The following is a 25266-nucleotide window of genomic DNA, read 5'->3' on the forward strand; positions in this document are numbered from 1 at the left end:
AACTGACTAGTCTCATATTTTCCAAAATATAGGGTTTAGCCTCTTGCAATTTCACCGATTTTCAGTTAAATTAATAGGACTATTACTACTGAAAAATGGGTCGCATTAAAAAACCAAAATATTATCCTCCCGAAGAAGAAAAATGGAATATTCTTTCGCATGGAGTAGGCCTGGGATTAAGTGTGCTCGCCCTCATTTTACTTATAGTTAAGGCCCAGCGTCTGGGAGACAAGGAACATTTGGTGAGTTTTAGCATTTTCGGGGCAAGTATGGTTTTGGTTTATGCAGCATCTACATTTTACCATAGCGCGAAAGCGAGCAGACTAAGAATTAAACTTAATATTCTGGACCATGCTGCTATATACATCCTTATTGCGGGTACTTATACTCCATATGCACTAGTAACACTTGATGGCAGCGGAGGTTTCACTATTCTCTGGATCGTTTGGAGTCTGGCCTTAGCTGGTGTGATTCTGAAACTATTCTATGCTGGTAGCTATCAGCTTCTTTCCACGATCATGTATGTGGCGATGGGCTGGCTAATTATTTTTGCTATTAAACCACTAATTAGTAACCTATCTACCGGTGGTCTCTGGTGGCTTTTTGGAGGAGGAATTTTTTATACTATAGGAGCCATACTTTTTATGCAGAATAAGCTACCGTTTAATCACGCGATCTTCCATATTTTTGTTTTGCTGGGAACTTTCGCCCATTTTGTGAGCATATATTTTTATATTTTTCCATCCTGAGAGCCTGATGGTTTTTTACAGAATTTGATTTTTCAGGCTGCACAATTTTCAATCGAATAACAACTCTACTGAATGGAATATTTTCTTAATACTACCGTTCTGGTGTGTTTAGCGGCAATTTTTGGCTTTATCAACGTAAAATTCTTAAAACTTCCCAATAGTATCGGACTGATACTTATCACTATTGTTTTTAGTTTAGGGGAACTTGCGATAAGCAGTTTCGACGATACCTTGCTTAATGCCGAAAAGTAGATCATAACAAGTATAGGTTTTCAAACGGTCTTGCTTGAAATCATGTTAAGTTTTCTGTTTTTTGCAGGTGCTTTACATACTAACTTCGTGCAATTAAGAGTTCAACGCTGGCCCCTTCTAGTATTTTTAACTATTGGAGTGCTGGTTTCGACTTTATTGGTTGGAACCGTTACCTATTTCGTTTTGCAACTAATTTCCCTTGAGGTCAGTTATATTTATTGCCTCCTTTTTGGTGCCCTAATATTACCAATGGACACTATTGCGGTGCTTGGGATCCTTAAAAAAGCAGGAGCTCCAAAAAAACTAGAAGGGAAAATTGCAGGTGAATCCCTATTCAATGATTGAGTAGGAGTGGTAGTATTTCTAACCCTTTTTAAAATAGCTTCTTCTACAGCCACAGATATTGGAATGGGTCAGATACTGGAGTTTTTTGGAATGGAAGTGATTGGGGGCGTTGTTTTTGGATTAGTCCTGAGTTGGATCACTTACAGGTTTATGAAATCAATTGATGATTGCGACATAAAAGTTATCATAACCCTGGCCGCTGTAATGAGTGTTAAATGAATAGCGCACCACTTTCATTTTTAGGCACCACTGGCCGTGGTAACTGCAGGATTAATCGTAGGGAACGATACAGTGAGATCTACTACCATGTCTGAAATTACTGAAACATACCTAGCTAAATTCCGGGAGTTAATAGATATTTTTCTGAATACTATACTATTTGTTCAAATAGGTATGGAAATGTTGGGTTTAACCTATGAAGGAGATTATATGATCGCCGGCATACTGACGATTCCAATAGTTTTACTTTGCAGATATGCATCGCTGTTAATACCTATTCGATTTTTTCAGAGAAAGTTGGAATTTGTACCGAATAACAACCTAATTATGACCTGTGGTGGGTTGACAGGAGGAATATCTAATGCTCTGCCTTTAAGTCTCACCTCCGAAATGCACCGGGAACTTTTCCTTGTGATCATTTACATAATCGTTGTTTTTATTATACTGGTGCAAGGACTTACGGTTGGGAAAGTAGTTGAAAAGCTAGCTATCAGAAAAGATTGAAAATCTGAATTTAAACTAAATAGAGAAAAGTTATATCAATTTTTATATGTGGTCGTTAGTTCTACTATTTTAAGTGTTTTAACATCATTTTAAGAGGTAAGTAAAAATCTTGTTTAATGAGTTTTAGCAGTAGCAGGGGTCTTCAGCACTATTGATTTTTTCATTAAGAAAATTTTATATATTAGCCCAATGAAGAAAATTTTACTACTACTGCTAGGTTCCTGCGCTATTCCCCTATACGCTCAGGAGGAGAAATCTTTTCAATTATATGATGAAATATCCGAAGAAGCCGTAGTAGCTTCAGAGGCTGGTGATTTTTCAAAAACTGTCGAAATACTGGATAAGGTGAATAAGAATGATTCCATGCATTTTACTTCACTGGTATCAAAGTCTTATTATTTACTTCAGCTGGAGAGATTTGATGAAGCCATTAAGTTAATTGATGAAGTTTTGGAGTCTAACAAGACACAGAATCTGCATTCCTTTTACACTAATAAGGCTTACGCTTACAACAGGCTAGGGAATTCTGCCAAAGCAATCGAGACTTACAGGCAGGGCTTAGAGGAATATCCTGTTAGCGCTCCGATGCTTGTAAATCTGGCCATAGTGCTAGAGGAATCTGGGAAAATCGAGGAAGCTCTTAAAATTTATAAAAAAGCCATCATCATTAATCCGCTGGAAAAGAAAGCTCATATAAGATTAGGCCAACTAGCCTACGGACAACAAAAAATGGCGCAGGCATTAATGGCTTTTGATATGGCGCTTCTTTTAGATCCAGACGGTGCCAACTCATTTAGCATTCTTAAATCACTAAATGAACTTGTAAGCAAACGAAATGAAAACCAGCCAGATGGAGACATAATAATATCAAAAGATGAAGATTTGTTTCAGGAATTAGATCTGATTCTGAATAATAAGCTCGCTTTAAATGATAATTATAAAGTGGATACAGATATTCCCATTTCTCTTACTAAACAAAACCATTTACTGATTGAACAATTAATGAATATTGATAAAGAAGAAGGTTTTTGGACAGACATATACTTGCCTCTTTACAAATGGATAAAAGAGAGTGATAATTTCGAATTATTCACGCAAACTATTTCCTACTCCATAGAAAATCCTGATTTTAAAAGAGTTGTTAACCGAAATACAGAGGATATTAAGGGGTTTATCGAGGCTTATATGGGCCAATGGATAGAAATTCTTCAGGAAAAGAGCCACTTGTATCTTAATGAAAATGGCGCTTCTGTAGCCTATACTGGTTCAAGACTTGACGGCCTTGGTAAACTTCAAGATGGAGAACCTGTAGGAGAATGGATATATTTTTCAGAGGAAGGAAAACTTGCAGGAAAAGGAAATTATAATGAAAAAGGAGAAAGGGATAAAACCTGGAGCTGGTATCACGACAACGGAAAATTAAAAGAGACCGGAGAATATAATAATGGTGAAGTAAATGGCAAAAACCTTCATTTTTATGACGACGGTAAACGATATATTATTGCGAATTTAGAAAATGATAAGCTGAATGGTGAATACCTTGTTTATAATGAAAATGGAGCCCTGGTTCAGAAGAAAAATTTTAAGGATGGCGAACTTGATGGAAGTCTAACCACTTATTTTAATCTGGGAGAAGAGTATCCTGAGGTAACAGCAAGTTATGTGAAGGGTAAAACTGAGGGAGAGGCACATGAGTATTATGTAGATGAGAGAATCTATACAGAAATGTTCTTTAAGAATGGAGTAAAGGAAGGACTTGAAAAATCCTATTATCATAATGGCAATGTATATTTTGAACTAGGATTTAAAGAAGGCAAAAAGCATGGAAATTATAAAGAATATACGCTGAATGGTGAATTATTCCAGGAAGGATTATTTGAAGAGGGAAAAGAAGAAGGAGAATGGAGAACTTATCATCAGAATGGAAAATTGGCAACCATCGTGAACTATGAGGATGGAGAGGCAGATGGACTATATCAGGAATTCGATACCGATGGGAAGTTGTATTATGAGTATGATTATCGAAAAGGAGAAATAATTGCCTACAGGTTTTTCAGTAAGGATAATGAGCTGGTAAAGGATGAGAGGAAAAAAGGTGGTGAATTTTATTATCGCAGCCTTACTCCTTACGGCGATAAGAATTCTGAGGGGCTATATGATATTTCTGGTGGTAGAAAAGGAGACTGGAAGTTTTATAATGAAAATGGATTTCTTGAAGAAACGGGAAATTATGTAGAGGATCTGGCCCAGGGGAAAATCCTGAATTACTTTATTTCAGGGGAGATAAGCTCTGATATTAATTTTGAGAAAGGTCTGAAAGACGGATACGCAGAGTTTTACTATCCAGATGGCAGCATTCAGTCTCACGGTAAATATAAGGATGATTTGAAGCAAGGTTCCTGGAAGGAATATTATATAAATGGCACGCTAAAATCTGAAAGCTTTTACCATAAGGATAATATCAATGGAGATCAGGTTGTTTATAGCGCTGATGGAAGAATTTACAGAACCCATAATTATGAATTTGGGGAATTAGAATATTCTGTTCACTATGGTCCTACTGGAAAGGCGTTTGATACTATAGATTATCATAATGATAAAGCAGATTATGTATTAAGCGAAGTTTATCCGTTTGGAGAAAAACAGAATTCCATGGAATACCTTTACGGCTTAAAGCATGGTGAATTTAAATCTTTTGATGTCCAGGGAAACCTTAAGATCTCAGGAAATTATTTCAATAATTTATTTAACGGGACCTGGAAGTGGTACGATGATAAAGGAAATATTACTCTTGAAGAGAATTACGTTTATGGTTCCAAACATGGTAAAAGAATTGCTTATTATGAAAATGGGCAAATAGATACTGAATCTAATTTTAACTATGGATTGGAGCAGGGAGTTACTTATTCCTTCCATGAGAATGGAAATGTGGCGGTAGAAACTCCTCATATACTTGATCTGGAGCACGGAGCGAAAAAATTCTATGATAATGAAGGACATCTGCAACAAGTTAGGTATTATAATAACGGTCGTATAATAGGATTTAGTTATCCTGATAATACCGGTGAGGTCAAACCAATGTTACCACTGAATAGTGAATCCGGGGAGTTGATAACTTACTATAAGAATGGACAGATATCAAGGTCTACAGAATTGATAAGTGGAGAATTTCACGGGGATTATAAAACCTATTACTTCAGTGGTTCTTTGATGGAAAACACTCCTTACGAATACGGATTTATAAATGGTTTAAATGTTGAATATTTCGAGAATGGAAATATGGAGACTGAAACAAACTACCTTTACGGAAACCTTCATGGAGCCCGTATAGAGTATTATTCTAATGGGAAAATAAAATCGGAAACAGAATATAAGAATGACTTAGAAATTGGTCCTGCTATTTATTATAACGAGGCTGGTGAAGTTGTTAAAAAGGAGGAATATTTTAATGGTGACCTTATAAAGGTTGAAACTTTTGCCGGATGAAAAATATCAGTTTACTATTAATCCTAATTCTGGGTTGTACCGCGTATTCTCAATATGCTCCGGAATTTGAAGAGTATAAAGCTAAATATGGGGATGCCAACAAGGTTATTATGAATAAAGAGGTTGTCCTGAATCTGGATATAAAGGATAACGACCTGGAGATTACCCAGGAAAATATTGAAGAAAACTTATTTATGACCGATGGTGCTAATATGGCAGCAAGAGAAGATCTGAATTTCTCATACTTTTTTGAGTTGTTAGATATTGAAGCTTATTCTACGGTCTACAACAATGATAAACCAGATGAATTTAAAGTGGATAATTTCGTTGAAAAAGATAACATGGATAATTCCTTCTATGACGATTCAAAATCACTGGTATTTCTTTATCCTAATCTAAAGAAGGGGGCCAAATCTTATATCAAATATTCTGAAAGGATCAAAAACCCCAGGTTTTTAGGAGCATTCTTTTTAGGTGACATTTTTCCCATAGACCATGCAAAATACAGTATAGTTGCAGATAAAGATATAACTTTAAGTTTTAGGGAGTTCAATACGGAAGGTATCGATATACAATACAAAAAAGAGGAAAAATGGGGAAAAGTGATCTATACCTGGGAAGTTAAGAGTGTTGATAAATATAAAATTGAAGATAATGGGCCTGATTTTAGGAGTTTTCTTCCACATATTTTACCGGTAATAACTTCTTATAATTCTGGTGGAGCTCAGGTAAACCTTTCTGGTAGTGTGAATGATCTGTATGATTGGTACTATTCATTGGTTAAGGACATTAATAATCAAGCACCAGACGCAAATCTTGTAAAAGTTGTTGAGGGGTTAACAAAAAATAAAGCTTCAGAAATTGAAAAGGTCAAGGCGATCTATTATTGGACCCAGGATAATATTAAATATATAGCCTATGAATATGCCCTTGGTGGATTTATACCCAGAGAAGCCAACCTGGTTTTTGATAGAAAGTATGGCGATTGCAAGGATAATTCTAGCATCTTAAAAGAAATGCTGGAAATTGCCGGCATAGAAGGAAACCTTACTTGGATTGGTACACGAAGTATTTCATATAAATATGATGAGGTGCCAACTCCATTGGTAGATAACCATATGATCCTGTCTTATCGTGATAATAATGGGGAGGTTTATTTTCTGGATGGAACTGGTAGATATAATCCCTTAGAAATTCCTTCATCCTTTATTCAGGGCAAGGAGGCGTTGATAGAGAATGGAAAGGGTGAATACATTTTGGAAGAAGTTCCTGTAATTCCCGCCAGTAGGAATGTAATTCGAGATACAACGATCCTTAAGATTGAAGGAAGCGAATTAAAAGGAAGTTCACATGCCAGGATTACCGGTTATGGTAAAATAGACTATGCCTTTCATCTCGAAGAAATGGATACGGAATCCAAGATCCAGGAATTTTATAACTACAGGTTTGAAAAAGGCAACAATAAATTTTTAATAGACAGCCTGGAAGAGTTCAACCGAACTGATTATGAAAAGCCCCTGGAGGTTAGGTATACCTTTGGGATTAAGGATTATATCAAAGATTTTGGTGATGAGATCTATTTAAACCTGAATCTAAACAGGGAGGTTACTTCCTTTAAAATAGATAAGCCAAGAAAGACAGCAGTAGAATACGAATTCACAAAAACCTATGACTTTAAGAATACGCTCAAAATTCCTGAGGCTTATGGAATCGAATATCTGCCTGAAAATTTTAAGGTGTCGAATGATTTTTTTTCAGCAGAGATCAATTATTCTCTGCAGGGGAAGAGCTTAATATATGAATTCAAGGCTGTTCTAGACTTCATTATTCTTACTCCAGATCAGCAATCTGAATTTAATAGCCTATTAGAAGATTTAGAAAAAGCTTTTAAAGAGGTCATCATTTTAAAAAAGATCAACAATTAAACCTATGAAACAAATTACATTTTATTTATTCCTGTTTATATCTACCATAACCCTTGGACAGACGGAACCTTTTTACAAAGATTTTGATTGGGAGAAGGATCCTGAATATAAGGTTGATGAAGAGGGTGATAAGAATATTCAAGGCCTAAGACATCAGATAGTAACCGAATTCAGTTTTAATGAAGACAAAAATTTAGTGGAGTATATGCTGGAGCATAATGTTTTATGGCTGAATTCAGACGAAAAAATAGAAAGCTATAATAAGATTTATCTACCACATTCAAGTACTTCGAGATTGCTGGTAACTAAAGCTAGAGTTATTACTCCTTCTGGAAAGATAAGAGAGTTAGATGAGTCTAAAGTCCTTACGGCGAGTGACGATGAAACTGGAAGGCAATATAAATACTATGCATTTGAAGGCGTGGAAAAGGGGAGTATCATAGACTATTATTACGTAGTTCAAAGAAAACCTGATTATAATGGGAACAGACTTAGTTTCCAGGCCTCTTTTGATAAAAAAAATATCGATTTTGATCTTTTTGCTCCTAAAAATCTGGAATTCGAATTCAAATCATTTAATGGTCTACCCGAGGTAAAAAAGGATGAGGAGTCTAGCGATAAACTACACTGGAATATGACTGCCGATAGTCTGGAAGGGCTTGAAGAAGAAGAGCTTTCAGCGTATGAAGCCTCAAAAGCTTTTGTGGTCTATAAACTTGATAGAAATACTACTGCCGGAATTTATGATATTTCGTCTTACAGCAAAGTTGCTCAGAATGTTTATTCATTCTATTACGGGGAGCATTCACGGCGGGTAACTAAAGAACTGGAAAATCTGGCAAAGAAACTTTCCAAGGAAGAAAATCTCAAGGAAAAAATTAGAGCTCTTGAATATCTGATCAAGACCGAATTCTATGTTGCTGAAGCCTCTGGGGAGGAACTTGGTAACCTTGAATCAATACTCGAAAAAAAGGTGGCAAGCGAAACTGGGATTGTAAAATTATATGCGGCAATGTTCAAACAGATGGAAATTGAACATGAACTGGTTTTTACAAGTGACCGTACTGAATTGAAATTCGATAAGGAATTTGAGGCCCAGAACTTCCTTACAGATGTTCTTTTTTATTTCCCGGGGTTAGACCTTTATATGTCTCCAATTGAAATGGGTTCAAGGATTGGATATCCTCCTGCGACCCTTACCGATAATTATGGCTTATTCGTGAAAGAAGTTGTGGTAGGAGACTTTAAAACAGGTTTGGGAGAGATAAAGTATATAGATCCAGTTGAAGCCGATAAAACTGTAGATAAGATGATGCTTAAGGTTGAATTTGACAAAGATGACCTGTCTACCACGAAGATCGATATGGAAAAGAGTATGAGTGGCTATTACGCTATGTATTTCCATCCATTTATGAATATGATAGACCAGGAGAACAGGGATGAACTGGTTGAAAGCTTTGCTAAAAGCATGAATGAGAACATAGATATCAAGAAGAAGGAAATTGTAAATGCTAATCCTGAACTATTTGGAGTTAAACCATTGACTTTTGTTATCGATGTTGAATCTGATGCCTTTATTGAAAAAGCAGGTAACAGGTATCTATTCAATGTTGGAGCTCTAATTGGAAGGCAAATTGAAATGTACCAGGAGAAAAAAAGGATATTACCACTCGAGAATGAATTTACCAGAAGCTATTATAGAACAATAGATATTGAAATTCCTGAAGGTTATGAATTCGCTAACTTGGAAGATATAAATATTGATAATGCCTATTTAGTAGATGATTCTGAGGTCTTCTCGTTTAAATCTGGTTATGAGATCGAGGGAAATGTACTTAAGATTTTTGCAGATGAGCATTATCGTAAAAACATGGTGGATACTGAAAATTTTCAGCAGTATAGAAAGGTGATCAATAGTGCCGCAGATTTCAATAAAATAACACTGGTTATGAAACCGGTAAATTAATCAGTTTTTCTAAAAATATCTAAAGCCTCGATTTGGGGCTTTTTTTATCCGGATAATGTAAAGTTCTGAACTGGGATCCAGACTTTACCATTATGTTTTAATAATCGTATTATTTCGAATTTAACGCTGGTCGAATATTTCTTTTCCTGAATATATTCCCAGATCTCTGGAAAATGGCTTCTTTTAAGATCTCTGGTGGCCAGAGTAATGTGAGGATGGATCTTAGAAGAGATTTCATGACTTTTTAATTCTATAAAATTCAGCATGAATTCCTGAAGTTCTGCGTGTAATTTTATGAATGGATCATGATCGAAAACTTCGATAAAAACTACATTTTTCGCAAATCTACCAAAGCCATCTAACCTGGTATTTATGCTATGATGATTTACGCTGAACTTTTGAATTTTTTTTACCAGGATATTTTCTTTTGATTCCTTCATTCTGAAGGGTATTTGCAGCGTTATATGGGCTTCAAGTTTTAACGCGTGTATTAAACCAAACTTTCTGTTGATTTCCTTTTTAAGATTTTCAACCTCTTTCCTAATGTCAGCTGGCGGAATTAGTGCGATAAAATATAATGGATTTTTGTTCTTATTAGAGCTCAAGGAATATTTTATTAATAGATAGCAATTATTCTTAGGGGAGCGCCACTTCCTCCTTTTATTTTCATTGGTAGTGCTATTACCTGGAAACCTGTGGCCGGCAGTTGTTCAAGGTTTGCTACATTCTCGAAGGCTGGTACATTTTGGGTCATCAATGCTACATGAGTAGCGAAATTTGTTGACTGACCGTAGTCTATACTTGCGGTATCCAGTCCCACGGCTTTAATTTTTCTGTTTTCGATAAGCCAAATAGCCGCTTCAGGGGAAAGGCCTGGAAAATGTAATTCTTTTATAGCCCCAGGTCCGCGATTTTCAGTTCCCAGGTATTTTTTAGCATTGGGATAGAACTTACCAAAACCGGTTTCAAATAAAACAATACTGTTGTTGGGAATAGATCCGTTATTTGTTTCCCAGTTTTTCAGGTCTTCAAGGCTAATAAGATAATCAGGATTTTTTAAAGCCTTCTCTGAAACATCGATTTTCACCCCGATTCCAATTAAATTTTCCAGAGGGATCTGGTCTACGGTATGCTTATTTTCTGCAAAATGGATAGGTGCGTCTATATGGGTGCCGCCATGTTCTGCAGTAGAAAAATTATTGGCAGAATAATAAAAACCCGCATCTGTTTTTCCGTTAGCAACTTCTTCTAACCTGAATTCTTTGGCAGTTACCCAGTAAACACTCTCTTCAGAAAAAGTATGGGTAAGATCTATGATCTCACCTTTTATATCCTGGCCATAGATTAAAGAGCTGATCAGGAGGAAAAAAATGATCTTAAATTTTTTCATGCTGTTAGATTTATCTTCTGAAATTATGAAATCAATTCCAGTTTATCTGGGTATAAGAACCAATTCTTTTCGTGAAATCTTCAGGACTTTCAGCATAAATAAGCTGTCCTTTTGTTTTAGCCTCAGATCTTAGACACTGAGAGTATCTTTCAATAATAGCCTGCATCAGTTCCAGGTGTTGCGGGTCTTTCAGTTTTATATCTTTAGAATTTAATTTTTTTTGTAAAACCATTAAGTCATGGTCATTGCCGAGATAATCGGCCAGAAGATGAATCTCTGCCTCCATGGTCTCAAAGAATTGTGGCCAGGTTTCCTGAAGCAGCAGGGTTTGATACCAAAGATATTTCACCCTTTTTCTCCATTCATGAAAATTTTCCGTTGTAGGATTCTCATAAGAATTATTCAGAGCTTTTTGTCCGCGTTCATAAACCCGCTGAATACTGGGTAGGATCACTTGGATATCATTTGAATTTACCGGCCATTTTATTAAGTCTTCCTGGGCGTGTTTTAATTTTTCCGGAAGGTATTCTGAAAAGAAGTTTTGAGACCTGAATTGATTTTCCATTTTATCCCGTTCTTTTTCTAATTGGGTGATGATAGGATTGAAAAAAATCACATAAAGGTAATTGCCATATCTTTCCTTCAATACATTTAAGGTTTCTATATGCGCGGTAAGATCTCGCAGATCTGAAATTTCACGACCCAGATCACGAAAATAAATATTGATCTCTTCATAGTTTTCTTCTCCCATTTCATCTCTTACCAACCTGGCCAGGGCACGAAGCTTTTTGAATCTTTTCCTGATTTCATGAATAGCTTCATGAATATTTAATGTATCCAGGGAGAAAAAACAACCTTCTATTTCTTCCGCAGCAATTGCGCTTACGTTCTTTTTTAATGGAAGACTTTTATCGAACTGGTAGGTCATTTTCATCTTTTCTATTAAGATACTTAAATGGACTAACAGTGAGGGTTAGAGAATTATTAAAAATTGAATTTTTTACTAAGGTTATGGATTCATACACTTTGAAATTTTATTTATTATATTGGCTTTCCAAATCTTAATCCTGACGAACCTCCCTACAGTTCCTCATTATTTTCAAATAAATGAGAAGATATTTTTTAGTGTGCATCCCTGCAATTTTATTTTCATGTTCAACTGAAGACAAACCTGATCCTTTGCCAAAACCTGCTCAAAACACGATGCAGGGAATTTTTGTGGATTCCCCGGTTAGCGGGTTAAAATATGAAACCGAAACTCATTCTGGTTTTACCGATGAAAATGGGAAATATAATTATGAAGAAGGTGAAACTGTTACTTTCTACATCGGGGATATAAAATTAGGAAGTGCTGAAGCTTCAGAAGAATTAACTCCTATTTCTATTACTTCGACTTCAGATGCGACCTTAGAAACTCTAGAAGTGCAAAATATTGCTGCTTTACTTCAAACTTTGGATCTGGATGGAGACGCTACAAATGGTATAACTATAGATGAGGAAGTAGTTAATGCTTTAAGTATTTCAGAAATAGATTTTTCAAAATCAATCGTTCAGATACTGGGTGAAATAGCTCTTGAAATTTTTCAAAAAACCAATGTGGAACTGAAGGTAGTTTACCCTGAAATTGCAGCTTTACATCTAGCACAAACATTAGGACTGGAATTTGAACCAAAAGCTACTTTTACATTAAATTTTCTACCAACCTTTACAAATTATTACAGTCGGGATAATACGGCTGTAAATTGGGTTCATGAGTTCGATGAGCAAGGGAGGCTTGTAAAATCAAGAAAATATGAAAAATATCCCTCAAGGATTATAGCAGAATATCATTTGTCTGATTACGATGAAGTAAGTAACCTGGCTAGGATAGATATCAATCATTATGATTACTCACGATACCCCTTTGGACATCAGTTTACTTATAAATTAGAAATTGATGATGAATTCTTTTTTAGAGGGACAATAATTGCTCATCAAGATCGCAATTCAGAAAATAGGATTAATTTCATTGATTATACAGAATTAGGTTGGGTTAAGAAAGTTGAAAGTAAATATAATAGGGCTGAAGGTCAAACAAATATTAATATTACTGAATACGATTATACTGAAAAAGGTTTTGTTGTGAAAATGAAAAAATATAATGAAGCTAATGACCTAATTAGTTCATTTCAAAGAACTCAGACAGATTTTGGTGAAATTAAAACAGAGACCAGTGAGATGAGCTATATCGAAAAGTTCTATCGGATAGATAATACTCTTGAAAAAGTTGAGGTTTATAGAGATTTAGGTGATATCAAGTTTGAAACTATATATGAATATGATGATTTAGAGGTTCTTAAGTCTATTATTACTAATATGGACGACGGTGATAAAAGAATTAGTCACTATGAGGAAGGATATTTAGTGTATTCTATAGAGTTCAAGTCAGGTTTAATTGAGCGAAAAATATTTTACTCATTAGGAGAAGAGCATTACATAAAAGTTAAGGAAGAGTACTATGACGATAATGGAGAATTAAAATATACAGTATATTATGATCAGTCTGGAAATGTAACCGACACAATTTATGAATAAAAAAAGCAGCCAACCGGCTGCTTCTATATTTAATCTTTACTTGCTAGTTCTTTCGGAGAAGTTTCAAACTCCATTTCTACCTGGTGCCTGGTAAGGTCTTCGAAAGTTTCACGTTTTCTAATTAAGTGAGCTTTGCCGTTATACCAAAGAACTTCTGGCGGGCGGAATCTCGAATTAAAATTGCTGGCCATAGAGAAACAATAAGCTCCGGCGTTGCTAAAACTTAAGATATCTCCTTCACGAATTTCCGAGATCCTGCGGTTGTTCCCAAAAGTATCGGTCTCGCAAATATATCCTACTACACTATAGAATCTTGGTTTAGCATCTGGATTAGAAATATTGCTGATCTCATGGTGTGAGCCATAGAACATTGGTCTTATTAAATGATTAAACCCGGTATCTATCCCGGCAAATACCGTAGAAGTGGTTTGCTTGATCACATTCACTCTCGCCAGGAATTTCCCCGATTCGCTCACAAGATATTTACCCGGTTCAAAGGCAAGAGTTAATTCTCTACCGTATTCTTTACAGAAATTATTAAATCGTTCAGTTAACTGTTCTCCCAGGTCTTCGATATCGGTTTCTATATCTCCTTCACGATAAGGCACCTTGAAACCACTTCCAAAATCTATGAATTCAAGTTCCTTAAAATGACGGGCAGCTTCAAATAAAATTTCTGAAGCATGCAGGAAAACGCCAATATCAAGAATATCACTACCGGTATGCATATGTATACCGTTAATATGCATTCCTGTATTCTCCACGATCCTTAAAAGGTGTGGCATCTGGTGTATACTGATGCCGAATTTTGAATCTATATGACCAACAGAGATCTTTGAATTCCCACCGGCCATCACGTGGGGATTAATACGGATACATACCGGGATCTCCGGGTGACGGGTTCCAAATTGTTCCAGGATCGAGAGGTTATCGATGTTAATTTGAGCGCCCAGCTCAACCACCTCCTCGATCTCTTCCAGGGAAACTCCATTCGGAGTATAAATAATATTAGCAGGGTCTACACCCGCTTTAATTCCAAGTTCCACTTCCTGAACCGAAACTGTATCCAGTCCGCAGCCTAGAGAATTCAATAATTTAAGGATGGATATATTGGAAAGGGCCTTTACGGCATAGTGAATCCTAAGGTTGTCTACTTTAAATGCGTTGGTAAGCCGTTTATATTGAGATATGATCTTTTCGGCATCATACACATAAACCGGGCTTCCATACTCTTTAGCAACCGATAGTAATTCCTTTTGTGTCATCTTTTAAAAATTTAGGCAAAAATATATTTCCTCAGCTTTCATGAATAAGGCTTATATCAAATATAACCGATTTACACTATTTGTTAATTCTGAAAAATGAAAAAATTAAGAATTGCTCATTTCGAATTGTACAGATCTCTGCTTTCTTATAAGTACCACGCTTATTCCCAAAAGTATACCTATTCCGGCCATAGCTGCACCCACATATTGAGCCGAAACGATTCCGTAACCATAGGCAATGGGTAGGCCGGCAAGGTATGCTCCGCTGGCATTACCCATATTAAATGCACTTTGATTCAATGAGGAGCCAAGCATTTCAGAGCCTTCTGCCGATTTAATAACCGCCATTTGGATTGGAGTAGCTATGCAGAATGCGATCACCGGAATAATAAATGTCATTGTAAGGACGCCAATTTGATTATATGCCAGGAAAGTATTCGAAATTAAGGCCAGAACCATTAAAACGAGGGCGATAATCACTGCATTAATGGGACTGAACCATTCAGCAAGTTTTGCTCCAAGGAAGTTTCCGGCTACCATACCCAGACCTGCAATGATCATTGCATAACTCACAATGCCTTCACTCCAACCGGCAACATCTGTGATTAAAGGCGCTATATAACTATACCAGGCAAAGAAGCCACCAGTGCCAATGGTTGTAAGAAGAATGATAAGCCACAACTCGGTTTTCTTCAGAACCTGAACATCATTTCTGAATCCGTTTGAATTCGATTTAGGTAAATCTGGCATCCAGAATTTAATACTCAGGATGGCGATTATTCCAACGACTCCAACCGCGAGAAACGAAACACCCCAGGTGAAATTTTGGCCTAACCAGGTTCCTAAGGGCACTCCGATTACATTAGCAATGGTTAGGCCTGTGAACATCATCGCTATTGCCTGAGCGTCTTTTCCTGGTTTAGCAAGTTTTCCTGCTACTACAGCGCCTATTCCAAAGAATGCCCCATGAGGTAAACCAGATAAAAATCTGGATATTAAAAGCATGACATAAGAATTTGAAAATGCCGAGAGTGTGTTGAATATGGTGAACCAGACCATTAGAAGAAGGAGCACCTTTTGAGCAGGCCATTTATTTCCAAAAGCTGTTAGCAGGGGAGCTCCAACGACCACTCCCAGGGCATAGGCCGAGATAAAATGCCCTGCTTTCGGAATCGAGATTTGCAGTGCATTAGCTACCTCCGGCAAAATTCCCATGATCACGAATTCTGTCATTCCAATTCCAAATCCTCCTATCGCTAATGCCAACAATGCCTTTTTCATAATTCAGAAATTAAACGCACAATTTACGAGAGACCAATCTATTACTGGGTTATTTAAGATATTTTAACCGATAACCTTTTCGTTAGGAACCGGTAAAACGGAAAGCCTTGAGTATTATTGGAAATACCTGAACTGGTAAGCGTTAAGATGCTCAAAAAAGATTGGTACAATAGTATTGTATTTGTTACTTTTGCCTTCCGTAATTAATACAGAAGAAAAAGCTGATTATGAATATACACGAATATCAAGGAAAAGAGATTTTAAGCAGCTTCGGAGTTCGCATACAGCGCGGAACCGTGGCAAGAAACGCCAAAGAAGCAGTAGATGCTGCCAAGGAACTTACCGAAAAGACTGGAACAGGGTGGCATGTGATCAAAGCACAGGTGCACGCTGGAGGCCGTGGAAAAGGTGGTGGTGTTAAGCTTGCCAAAAACCTTAAAGAAGTTGAAGAGATCGCTGGAGAAATCATTGGAATGAACCTGGTAACTCCGCAAACTTCTGCTGAAGGAAAAAAAGTACATCAGGTACTTGTTGCTGAGGATGTTTACTATCCTGGAGATAGTGAACCTGAAGAATATTATATGTCTGTTCTGCTTAATCGTGCTACCGGGCGTAATATGATCATGTATTCAACCGAAGGTGGAATGGATATCGAAACTGTTGCTGAAGAAACTCCAGATCTTATATTCACAGAAGAAATCGATCCTGCAACCGGACTTCTTGGGTTCCAGGCTCGTAGAATTGCCTTTAATCTTGGGCTTAGCGGAAAGGCATTTAAAGAAATGACCAAATTCGTAATGTCTTTGTATAAGGCTTTCGAAGAATCTGATTCCTCTTTATTCGAGATCAACCCTGTATTGAAAACCAGTGATGATCTTATTATGGCTGTAGATGCTAAGGTTACTTTAGACGATAATGCGTTATACCGTCACAAGGATTATGCTGAAATGAGAGATATTCGTGAAGAGAATCCTACGGAAGTTGAGGCTAGAGAGGTTGGTCTAAACTACGTAGATCTTGATGGTAACGTTGGATGTATGGTTAACGGAGCTGGTCTTGCTATGGCAACCATGGATCTTATTAAACAGGCAGGTGGTGAGCCGGCAAACTTCCTAGATGTGGGAGGTACTGCAGATGCTAAGAGGGTAGAGGAAGCTTTCAGACTTATTTTAAAGGATGATAAAGTAGAAGCTATACTTGTGAATATTTTTGGTGGTATTGTTAGATGTGATCGTGTGGCTCAAGGGATTGTAGATGCATCCAAAAATATGGGAGATGCCATGAATGTGCCAATTATTGTTCGTTTACAGGGAACAAATGCAGATATAGCTAAGGAGCTTATTGATAATAGCGGCTTGAAAGTATATAGCGCTATTCAGTTTCAGGAAGCTGCAGATAAAGTTCAGGAAGTACTTTCTTAGAGAGAAAAAAGAATTTTATTTATATAAAAACCCACGCCGATGCGTGGGTTTTTTTTATGTTTTGATATTTCGCCCTTCCTGTTGGCAGAACTACAATTCATTTAAAATCAAAATGTTAAAAATTTGAAATTACTGTAACGATTAGTAATTATAGTCGTCTTTTAAATAGAACAACTAAGGAAATATTATGAAAAAGGTCCAGTTTTTTCTTTTGGCATTCATCCTGTTAGCCATAGCAGCAAAAGTTAGTTTTACACCAGTAAAGAGAGTGGATTATGCAGTTCTTTCAACTGAAACCAAACTGGAACATGTGCAGCAGTTCTTTCAATATAAGGTCAATCATATTCAATCTGAAAATCCTTATAAGATCAAAAGTTGTATGATTCAAACTGCCGTTTGTTGCCATTCTTAAACCCGGGGCATTTATCAATCGAAATAAAAAGTATCAAAGTTATAACCTCAAAAACTGTGAAAACATTATTGAATATTCATATTTAATTGGTATTTAATCGATTATAAGCTTTTTATTTTGTTAAATGTAAAATGAATATTTATCTTTAATAAGAATTCTTTGACAAAACAAGGGTCATCTTTCTAATAATAAGCGTGTTGAAATACTGTTAAATTTGAATTAGCCAAAAAAGAATTTTACACAATCAAAAAATCGCTATTTTCAAGGAAGGTGACCTCTTTTATTTTTTTCTTTTTTATTTCGAGGGATACCAATCCATTAGTTCCACCTGAATATTTGTACTGCCTTTATTGACTAATCTTTTGAATTCTTCTACGTCGGAAAAACCATTCTTGCCGCGATAGTGATATGGAATAACTTTTTTGGGCTTAAAGGCAAGTACACCATCGGCAGCCTGCTCTACAGGCATGGTATAAGGCAGATTCATAGAAATTAGGGCAACATCTATTTCTTTTAAATTTCTCATTTCCGGAATATCTTCAGTATCTCCAGAAATATAAAGGCGCTTTCCATTTTTTTCCGCAATATAACCATTTCCACGTCCTTTAACGTGCATTGCATCATTGGATTGAGGCAGATTATACATGGGGACGGCGGTGATTTCAAACTCCTGCAGTTTATGAGATTCTCCGTTTTTCAGAATGATCAAATTGGATTGTAATTCTTCGGGAAGTTCTTTCTGAACAGCTTTTGGAACAATTATTTCGGTCTCCCCTAATTCAAGTGCCAGCAGCGTTTCAGCATTCATATGATCTCCGTGTATATCGGTGATCAATATAAAATCAGGTTTTGGCTTATTTTTAAAAGCCTTTGCTCCACCTACCGGGTCTGTATAAAATATTTTATTATTCCATTTAAAAACCGCGGTGGCATGAGAAATTGGATCTATCTCCAGGTCTGTAATTTCCGTGGTCATTTCAGTCTGAATATTATTCTCGGCTATTTCAGAACTGGTTTTTTCATCTTCATTTTTAGCGTCGTCTTTACATGCTGTGAACATTAAAACTATAGCCAGGAGGCTTGCTAATCGTTTCATAATTTATATTTTATTTAAATTTAAAAAAGCTGTTAGGGAGTAGTAACCTAATTAGTAAAGATTTATGAAAGGTTTAGTTTCATTTTAATATCGCCACGAGAGTAAGGATTGTTTTGTTCAATTGGGATTTCCTCAAAGCCATATTTTCTATAAAGGTGAATTGCATTTTCGAGCTTTCGGTTGGAATAAATAATCAGTTTATCCCAGCCTTTTTTCCTGGCGTGATCAATGGTATGTTGCATTAACTTATGACCTATTTTCTTTCCCCTGTAATTAGTTTTTACGGCCATTTTTGTAAGTTCAAAAACGTTTTCTTCAATTATCATCAAAGCTACACAGCCAATCACTTCTTCATCTATCACGGCAAAGAAAATTTCCCCACCCGGCTCAATGATATATTTTTTAGGATTTCCTAAAACATCTTCATCATGGGGTTCTACCCAAAAGAATTCTTCCAGCCAATGAATATTCATTTTTTTAAATTCCTCTGAATATTCCTGCTTCCAGTTGATAATTCGCATTCATCAAGATTTTAGCTATAAAAATATCAATATTCTATAAAAGACCAGCTTCATTCTATCCTAATTGAAAACCCATATATTAGTAACTCATTTAAACTCTTGAATATGAGAATTGAATTGACCTTTAGGTTAAGCTATTTTTTTATCCTGGTTTTAATCTTCTCCTGCAAAATTGGCCCCGATGCAGATGCTGAAATCGAACAGGTAGTTACTAAGGTTGAAATTCTGCCTCCAGGTGAACTTTACGGAGACCTGTTCTATGATGTACAGAGTAAAAATGTGTTTCCAGATAGTAAAACTTTTGTAGATGCAATTCCCCAATATAATCCAGGTTTGATAAGACAGAGATATGAGATGCTCGCTGACACCACCGCAGAAGGGATTTCAGATTTTGTAGAGCAGCATTTTGAAATTCCTGGGGAGCAAAGCGAATTTGAAGCCGATTCCTCTTCGATCAATTTACATATAACCAGATTATGGGACAAGTTGAAAAGACCGGCAGATGAAGAGGTTTCGGGTACGTTAATTCCTTTACCTAATTCTTACATAGTTCCGGGCGGAAGATTCAGGGAGATCTATTACTGGGACAGCTATTTTACTATGCTTGGACTTCTGGAAGACGGGGAGGTAGAAACAGTAGAAAATATGATAGCTAATTTTGCTTATCTCATCAATGGCTATGGTTTTATACCAAATGGTAACAGGACTTACTACCTGGGCAGATCTCAACCTCCTTTTTTCGGAATGATGGTTAAAACCCTGGCGAATGCTAAAAGTAAAAAGGTGTTGGAGGAATACCTTCCAGAGCTGGAAAAGGAATATAACTTCTGGATGAATGGCGAAAACCGACTTGATGGAGAGAAGACATTCAGAAGAGTTGTGAAAATGAGAGATGGGGAGATACTCAATCGTTACTGGGATGATTACGCAACTCCACGACCGGAAAGTTACCGGGAAGATATTCATACTGCTGAAAAAGCTGTGGCAAATAATCCTGAAATTTCAAAAGAAGAGGTATATAGAAATCTCAGGGCGGGAGCGGAGTCTGGCTGGGATTTTTCCAGTAGGTGGCTAAACCGGGATGAAAATGGAGATTTCAATCTGTCTACCATTCATACGGTAGATATTATTCCGGTAGACCTTAATTCGTTGTTATACGATCTTGAGTTGACGATCTCTGAAGCAGCTGAATTTGCTGGTGAGATTGAAAAATCTGAAGAGTATAAATCAAAGGCAGAGAGACGTAAAGAGGCAATTATAAAATACCTGTGGAGCGAAAGCGAAGAGTTTTTTATGGATTATAATTTCAGAGAATCGAATCCCACCGGTAGATTATCTCTTGCCGGGGTCTATCCCTTGTTTTTTGAAATCGCGAATGAAGATCAGGCCAGCCAAGTCACTGTAAAACTAAAGGAAACATTCCTGAAACCAGGTGGCCTTGTTACCACCCCGTATAATACAGGTGAGCAATGGGATGCTCCAAACGGCTGGGCACCATTGCAATGGATCTGTTTTCAAGGTTTGAAGAATTATGGTGAGGACGATCTTGCTGAAGAGGTAAGCTCCAGATGGCTGGCATTAAACAGGAAAGTCTATGATAAGACTTATAAAATGCTGGAAAAATATAATGTAGAAGATCTAACTAAGGAAAGTGGAGGAGGGGAGTACCCAACCCAGGATGGTTTTGGCTGGACAAATGGGGTTTATCAAAAATTGTCTTCAAAAAAATAGGTTGATTAATAGTAAGGAAATCAATATCTGATAAAGTCTGAAATAAAGTAAGAAAGTGCTTTTCCAACCTGGGAGGCATTATCTTCATCAGGAGCAGCCTCACAAATATGAAAATAACAACAGTTTTCATTCTTAGAAACAAGGTCTATGAAATTCCTTAACTCGTTTATAGAAAAACCCGAAGGAGATTTAGCACTGCTGGGAAAATCGGAGATGGAATCACAATCCAGTTCAAAACCGAATTTAGCATTACCTATTTTATCCAGTTCTTCTCCAAAGCGAACTGCAACTTCGCCAGGTTTTTTGAAAAGATCTTCAGCTACACGAAAATTAAGATTTTCTGAAGCATCCATTTCCTCAAAAATATATTCAGGAGTGTAGTTCTTATGTAATCCAAAGACCGAATATTTTCTCAAATACTGCCCTTCGATAGCATAGCTGAAACCATTGCCACTATGTCTGTGTTCTAATTGTCTCAGGTCTGTGTGCGCGTCGATATTTATAACATTTACAGGCTCTTTTAGAGCTTTTGCAGCACCTTTTATATTTCCATAGGCGTTGTTATGTCCTCCGCCAATGATCACTGGAATTTTACCTTTAGAAATGATTATTTCAACTAGGTTCGCCACCAGGATATCTATTTGCCTAACCAGATCCCCAAGTTTATCCAGGTAATTTGGATCTGACTCATCTATCCATGAGGCTTTTTCCATCAACTCATCACAATCTAATTCTCCCAGAAGAATTATATCCTTAGGATCATTGAACCGGTTTACCTGTATATTTACCAGGGCTTTTATGGCTATACTCCATGCTTGTGAGGTTCCCGGCTTTCCATGATTGGCTCTTACTCCAATATCTTCAGGGATCCCGAATAATACAAATTTGGATGGATGATGATCCAATTCATTTAATGATGAAATGAAATTGAGTTTTTCCCCAAATTTAACTTCTCCTTTTCTCCTGGAAATGTACCTGTCTATATGAGGCCTTTTATAGAGTTTTAATTCTTTCATCCTAGATCACTTTTCCATTGATATAAACCGATTCAATTGAATTAGTTCCAAAAGCGTATGGTAGAAAAGTATACGAAGGGATTTCTTTAGTCACTATAAAATTGGCTTTCTTTCCTTTAGTAATACTTCCGTGAGTGCTGCTTAATTCCATAGCGTAAGCACCATTTAAAGTAGCCGCATTTATAGCTTCTTCAGGAGTCATTTTCATTTTTATACAGGCAAGGGAAACAACCAGATTCATATTTCCGCTTGGAGTACTACCCGGGTTAAAATCTGTGGCCAGAGCAAGTGGGAGCCCTGCATCGAGAATTTCCCTGGCAGGAGTGTATGGAATACTAAGAAACAAAGAGCAGGAGGGAAGTGCTACCGGCATAGTTTCCGTTCCTTTTAAAACCTCAAAATCTTCCCTCTGCATGACCTCCAGGTGATCTACACTAAGTGCCCTATGATCTACTCCGGCCTTTACACCGCCAATAGCATTGAACTGGTTCACGTGTATCTTTGGCTTTAATCCAAATTTCTGTGCCGCGCTCAACAATCTATTGGTCTCCTCAACAGTGAAATAACCTTTTTCACAAAAAATGTCGATATATTCTGCCAGTTTTAGTTCTGCTACTTTCGGAAGAATTTCATCAATCACTAAATCCATATAGCCATCCGGGTCATTCTTATACTCTTTTGGAATGGCATGAGCACCCAGAAAGGTTGATTTTACTGGTAAAGCATAATTTTCATCAAGCTTTTTTATCACCCGAAGCATTTTAAGTTCAGCTTCTTCGGTTAGGCCATAACCAGATTTAATCTCAACTGCTCCCGTACCCAGTTTCATGACTTCTTCCAGGCGTTTTGCTGATTGGTCATAAACTTCTTCTTCAGGTGTTTCCTGAAGGGTTTTAGCACTATTCAAAATTCCACCACCACGATTGGCTATTTCTTCATAGCTTAAACCATTGATACGATCGGCAAATTCCAGTTCACGATTTCCTGCGTAAACAATATGGGTATGAGAATCACACCAGGTAGGCAATACGATCTTCCCGGTGGCATCTGTGATTTTATCTGCATTTAATTCTGGCAGATTATCCATAGTACCAAAATCAGCAATAGTATCGTTTTCAATAAAAAGCCAGGCGTTCTTTAGTGAAGGAAGCTCTTTCATTTCGTCTCCAGATACTTTCAAAACTCCGGGTTCTCTTACCTGAAGTAATTCTTTGATATTGGTGAGTAATAAACTCATATGATTTTTTGGATTGATCGTTCAACAATTGCTAAAAAACAAAGATATAAACTCATCATAGAATAATCAGGATAAGTCTATACCTTTCAAGCAAAAAGCCACCTAAAAAGATGGCTTTGTCAAAATATTTTAGTTATAAGGTAAATTCTGCCAGGAGTTTCTGTACCTGGTAAATATCTACCTTCTTATTAAAACGCTTGGAAATAGAAGGATTCTGTTCCCCTGAAATCCATATCTTCAGTTCAGCATCCAGGTCGAAACTTCCGGCGGTTTCAACACTGAACCTGGTAATGCTTTTGTAGAGCACAGAGTAAGGGGGATAAAACGAATTGTACAGAGTAACTAATTATATTTTGGTCGATTTTTCTTAGTGTTTATGCGCCCTGATAGCAAATATAGGGCGTTTTTTTATTTTTGGACGAATTGTGCATTATTGCTATTTAAGTACCATTTAACTACTATTTGAATAAGGGCGTTTATATCATCGCTTTTCCATTCCTACCATTACTCACTATAGAAACCTATAAAAGTACCATACAGCCGCTAAAATCGGGCGTTGGTGGTATTGTATCTTTTATCCTGGTATATAAAACTACCAGATAGATCACTATTCATTATTTATCTGTATCCGTTAGGTCAAAAAACGGGTATTTTAGCCTTTGGGGTTACAATTGGGGTTACAATTGGGGTTACAAAGTAGGTTAAAAAGTAGGGTTTTTACTTACACTAACTTTCATAAATGATTCATAAATGCCGATAAAAAGCATTTTAAAGGGTAGTTGTTACCACTTTAAAACAAGTTGAAAAAATATAAAGCACTGACTAACAGAAGTTAGAATAAAAAGGGATAATTATACGTGTGGAGGATATTTCTAACGCATCGCGTTTATACGTATGCTTGCCTTTACCAGGGCTAAGGCTCTTACGCGATCTAGTTTCACGTCCTTCGGCTGGTGGTGCTGATTTTGAGAGACTAATCTTATATACTCTGGACCCATATCTGACTTCTGGATATACTTCACGCTTACCCATTCTTCACCGCCGACTTCAATAGACACCAGGTACATCTCACCCCAGAATATGTCATTCTTGAAATCACTGATCTGTTTATAAGCAATGATATCACCGCTTTTTAATAATGGATACATACTGTCACCGGTTACATATAATGCACCGTCTACCTTTGGAAGGTTCGGGATCTTGATGGTGTCTATTACTTCGCTTTCGCCCTGGTTTCTGAATAATTCTACCAGTCCGGCGGAGGCTTCTATATTATAGAGTGGTATTAATTGAGTATCTATATCTGTGTCTGTTCGTAGCTTGTAAACCTTTGTAGGTTCTTTTACCTGCGTCATACTTTTCCTGCATAGTTCTTTGGTTGGATCAAATAGAGAGTTGAGATCAAAATTATTCTGCAATAGAAAACCTATATACTTATTCGGTATAAATTTCTTATTTCCTGCTTCCAGATTGGAAACATCTTTCTGTGAAACGCCCACTTTTTCTGCAAAAGAGGTCTGATTAAGGCCAAGTAATTCGCGGGCTTCCTTGATTTTATCGAATGGGGTCATTTAAATATCCAAAAAAAGTATATTATTATTTGTTTTTTTTATACCAAAACGGTATATATTTGTTCCAACGTTTAGAACAAACTTATACAAAAAAAATGAAAGCCAATTTCAACGACCTCGAAAAAAAGGTTTTAAAAGGTCAAGCTTCAAAACTAGCAGACAAGCATTTATGCAGTCAAAAATACGTGAAGCTGATTATAGATGGCAAAAGAGAAGTGAAATCCAGCTTATCAAAGAACATACTTCATGATCTATTGAAACTCATCGAAGTATTAAGCCCAAAACCTTCCAAAGGTAAAAAGTAG

The 25266-nt window shown here is 36.7% G+C and carries 19 protein-coding genes and 2 pseudogenes; 10 read left to right on the plus strand and 11 right to left on the minus strand.

What is annotated here, in order from left to right:
- Positions 1–95 precede the first annotated feature (95 nt).
- The 5 genes and pseudogenes from trhA (at position 96) to ML462_RS13815 (ending at position 9446) form a co-directional block, all read left to right on the plus strand.
- Positions 96–749 (plus strand): PAQR family membrane homeostasis protein TrhA, encoded by a 654-nt coding sequence (trhA, locus tag ML462_RS13795; RefSeq protein WP_240714415.1) that lies wholly within the window; start codon positions 96–98, stop codon positions 747–749.
- Between the two features lie 72 nt (positions 750–821).
- Positions 822–2069: pseudogene (locus ML462_RS13800) on the plus strand (cation:proton antiporter).
- A gap of 189 nt (positions 2070–2258) precedes the next feature.
- A complete protein-coding gene (locus ML462_RS13805; protein ID WP_240714416.1) occupies positions 2259–5555 on the plus strand; it encodes a tetratricopeptide repeat protein in 3297 nt (1098 codons plus the stop codon).
- A complete protein-coding gene (locus ML462_RS13810; RefSeq protein ID WP_240714417.1) occupies positions 5552–7480 on the plus strand; it encodes a DUF3857 domain-containing protein in 1929 nt (642 codons plus the stop codon). The genes ML462_RS13805 and ML462_RS13810 overlap by 4 nt, the downstream gene beginning before the upstream one ends.
- A 4-nt stretch (positions 7481–7484) precedes the next feature.
- The gene (locus ML462_RS13815) at positions 7485–9446 is read left to right on the plus strand and encodes a DUF3857 domain-containing protein (protein WP_240714418.1); all 1962 of its coding nucleotides are present in this window, start codon (positions 7485–7487) and stop codon (positions 9444–9446) included.
- A 44-nt stretch (positions 9447–9490) separates the two neighbouring features.
- Here ML462_RS13815 and ML462_RS13820 read toward each other — a convergent pair whose 3' ends face one another.
- Genes ML462_RS13820 through ML462_RS13830 form a run of 3 tightly spaced genes read right to left on the minus strand, consistent with a single transcriptional unit; the run spans position 9491 to position 11770 of the window.
- Positions 9491–10051, minus strand: a complete 561-nt coding sequence (locus tag ML462_RS13820; protein ID WP_240714419.1) for a 2'-5' RNA ligase family protein — start codon at positions 10049–10051, stop codon at positions 9491–9493.
- Between the two features lie 11 nt (positions 10052–10062).
- Complete coding sequence (locus ML462_RS13825; RefSeq protein ID WP_240714420.1) at positions 10063–10836, minus strand: cyclase family protein; 774 nt, start codon at positions 10834–10836, stop codon at positions 10063–10065.
- Between the two features lie 31 nt (positions 10837–10867).
- Positions 10868–11770 carry a CHAD domain-containing protein gene (locus tag ML462_RS13830; protein ID WP_240714421.1) on the minus strand — a complete coding sequence of 301 codons (903 nt, stop codon included), beginning with the start codon at positions 11768–11770 and terminating at the stop codon, positions 10868–10870.
- Between the two features lie 173 nt (positions 11771–11943).
- Here ML462_RS13830 and ML462_RS13835 point away from each other — a divergent pair, with 173 nt between their 5' ends.
- A complete protein-coding gene (locus ML462_RS13835) occupies positions 11944–13410 on the plus strand; it encodes a hypothetical protein (protein WP_240714422.1) in 1467 nt (488 codons plus the stop codon).
- Between the two features lie 29 nt (positions 13411–13439).
- Here ML462_RS13835 and lysA read toward each other — a convergent pair whose 3' ends face one another.
- Positions 13440–14675: a diaminopimelate decarboxylase gene (gene lysA, locus ML462_RS13840; RefSeq protein ID WP_240714423.1), complete on the minus strand. Its 1236-nt coding sequence runs from the start codon at positions 14673–14675 to the stop codon at positions 13440–13442.
- A 105-nt stretch (positions 14676–14780) separates the two neighbouring features.
- Entirely contained in the window at positions 14781–15956 is a 1176-nt protein-coding gene (locus ML462_RS13845; RefSeq protein WP_240714424.1) for an MFS transporter, read from the minus strand.
- 227 nt (positions 15957–16183) lie between these two features.
- Between ML462_RS13845 and sucC the strand changes: the two genes are divergently transcribed.
- Both sucC and ML462_RS13855 read left to right on the plus strand, forming a co-directional pair.
- On the plus strand, positions 16184–17377 hold the full coding sequence (gene sucC, locus ML462_RS13850; RefSeq protein ID WP_240714425.1) for an ADP-forming succinate--CoA ligase subunit beta: 1194 nt from the start codon (positions 16184–16186) through the stop codon (positions 17375–17377).
- A 187-nt stretch (positions 17378–17564) separates the two neighbouring features.
- The gene (locus ML462_RS13855; protein ID WP_240714426.1) at positions 17565–17789 is read left to right on the plus strand and encodes a hypothetical protein; all 225 of its coding nucleotides are present in this window, start codon (positions 17565–17567) and stop codon (positions 17787–17789) included.
- 295 nt (positions 17790–18084) lie between these two features.
- Here ML462_RS13855 and ML462_RS13860 read toward each other — a convergent pair whose 3' ends face one another.
- Positions 18085–18885, minus strand: coding sequence for an MBL fold metallo-hydrolase (locus ML462_RS13860; protein WP_240714427.1), 801 nt, complete (start codon positions 18883–18885; stop codon positions 18085–18087).
- 62 nt (positions 18886–18947) lie between these two features.
- Positions 18948–19406 (minus strand): GNAT family N-acetyltransferase, encoded by a 459-nt coding sequence (locus ML462_RS13865; RefSeq protein ID WP_240714428.1) that lies wholly within the window; start codon positions 19404–19406, stop codon positions 18948–18950.
- 105 nt (positions 19407–19511) lie between these two features.
- On the opposite strand from ML462_RS13865, the gene treA reads away from it, so the two are divergent.
- Positions 19512–21137 (plus strand): alpha,alpha-trehalase TreA, encoded by a 1626-nt coding sequence (gene treA / locus ML462_RS13870; RefSeq protein WP_240714429.1) that lies wholly within the window; start codon positions 19512–19514, stop codon positions 21135–21137.
- A 20-nt stretch (positions 21138–21157) separates the two neighbouring features.
- Here the strand turns inward: treA and ML462_RS13875 are convergent, their stop codons facing one another.
- The 4 genes and pseudogenes from ML462_RS13875 to ML462_RS13890 all read right to left on the minus strand — a co-directional run bounded on the left by ML462_RS13875 (position 21158) and on the right by ML462_RS13890 (position 24961).
- Positions 21158–22153 (minus strand): formimidoylglutamase, encoded by a 996-nt coding sequence (locus ML462_RS13875; RefSeq protein WP_240714430.1) that lies wholly within the window; start codon positions 22151–22153, stop codon positions 21158–21160.
- A gap of 1 nt (position 22154) precedes the next feature.
- Positions 22155–23390, minus strand: coding sequence for an imidazolonepropionase (gene hutI, locus ML462_RS13880; protein ID WP_240714431.1), 1236 nt, complete (start codon positions 23388–23390; stop codon positions 22155–22157).
- A 133-nt stretch (positions 23391–23523) separates the two neighbouring features.
- Positions 23524–23700 (minus strand): annotated as a pseudogene (locus tag ML462_RS13885) (PH domain-containing protein); the annotation flags it as partial.
- Positions 23701–24262: 562 nt separating this feature from the next.
- Entirely contained in the window at positions 24263–24961 is a 699-nt protein-coding gene (locus ML462_RS13890) for an XRE family transcriptional regulator (RefSeq protein WP_240714432.1), read from the minus strand.
- Between the two features lie 95 nt (positions 24962–25056).
- Here ML462_RS13890 and ML462_RS13895 point away from each other — a divergent pair, with 95 nt between their 5' ends.
- On the plus strand, positions 25057–25266 hold the full coding sequence (locus ML462_RS13895) for a hypothetical protein (RefSeq protein WP_240714433.1): 210 nt from the start codon (positions 25057–25059) through the stop codon (positions 25264–25266).

It is taken from the genome of Christiangramia lutea, assembly GCF_022489035.1.
Taxonomy (GTDB): Bacteria; Bacteroidota; Bacteroidia; order Flavobacteriales; family Flavobacteriaceae; genus Christiangramia; species Christiangramia lutea.

Bases quoted from the DNA above. Each gene is read 5' to 3' on its own strand.
- trhA (WP_240714415.1), top strand. From the start codon at position 96: ATGGGTCGCATTAAAAAACCAAAATATTATCCTCCCGAAGAAGAAAAA.
- ML462_RS13805 (WP_240714416.1), top strand. From the start codon at position 2,259: ATGAAGAAAATTTTACTACTACTGCTAGGTTCCTGCGCTATTCCCCTA.
- ML462_RS13810 (WP_240714417.1), top strand. From the start codon at position 5,552: ATGAAAAATATCAGTTTACTATTAATCCTAATTCTGGGTTGTACCGCG.
- ML462_RS13815 (WP_240714418.1), top strand. From the start codon at position 7,485: ATGAAACAAATTACATTTTATTTATTCCTGTTTATATCTACCATAACC.
- ML462_RS13825 (WP_240714420.1), bottom strand. From the start codon at position 10,836: ATGAAAAAATTTAAGATCATTTTTTTCCTCCTGATCAGCTCTTTAATC.
- ML462_RS13830 (WP_240714421.1), bottom strand. From the start codon at position 11,770: ATGAAAATGACCTACCAGTTCGATAAAAGTCTTCCATTAAAAAAGAAC.
- ML462_RS13835 (WP_240714422.1), top strand. From the start codon at position 11,944: ATGAGAAGATATTTTTTAGTGTGCATCCCTGCAATTTTATTTTCATGT.
- lysA (WP_240714423.1), bottom strand. From the start codon at position 14,675: ATGACACAAAAGGAATTACTATCGGTTGCTAAAGAGTATGGAAGCCCG.
- ML462_RS13845 (WP_240714424.1), bottom strand. From the start codon at position 15,956: ATGAAAAAGGCATTGTTGGCATTAGCGATAGGAGGATTTGGAATTGGA.
- sucC (WP_240714425.1), top strand. From the start codon at position 16,184: ATGAATATACACGAATATCAAGGAAAAGAGATTTTAAGCAGCTTCGGA.
- ML462_RS13855 (WP_240714426.1), top strand. From the start codon at position 17,565: ATGAAAAAGGTCCAGTTTTTTCTTTTGGCATTCATCCTGTTAGCCATA.
- ML462_RS13860 (WP_240714427.1), bottom strand. From the start codon at position 18,885: ATGAAACGATTAGCAAGCCTCCTGGCTATAGTTTTAATGTTCACAGCA.
- ML462_RS13865 (WP_240714428.1), bottom strand. From the start codon at position 19,406: ATGCGAATTATCAACTGGAAGCAGGAATATTCAGAGGAATTTAAAAAA.
- treA (WP_240714429.1), top strand. From the start codon at position 19,512: ATGAGAATTGAATTGACCTTTAGGTTAAGCTATTTTTTTATCCTGGTT.
- ML462_RS13875 (WP_240714430.1), bottom strand. From the start codon at position 22,153: ATGAAAGAATTAAAACTCTATAAAAGGCCTCATATAGACAGGTACATT.
- hutI (WP_240714431.1), bottom strand. From the start codon at position 23,390: ATGAGTTTATTACTCACCAATATCAAAGAATTACTTCAGGTAAGAGAA.
- ML462_RS13890 (WP_240714432.1), bottom strand. From the start codon at position 24,961: ATGACCCCATTCGATAAAATCAAGGAAGCCCGCGAATTACTTGGCCTT.
- ML462_RS13895 (WP_240714433.1), top strand. From the start codon at position 25,057: ATGAAAGCCAATTTCAACGACCTCGAAAAAAAGGTTTTAAAAGGTCAA.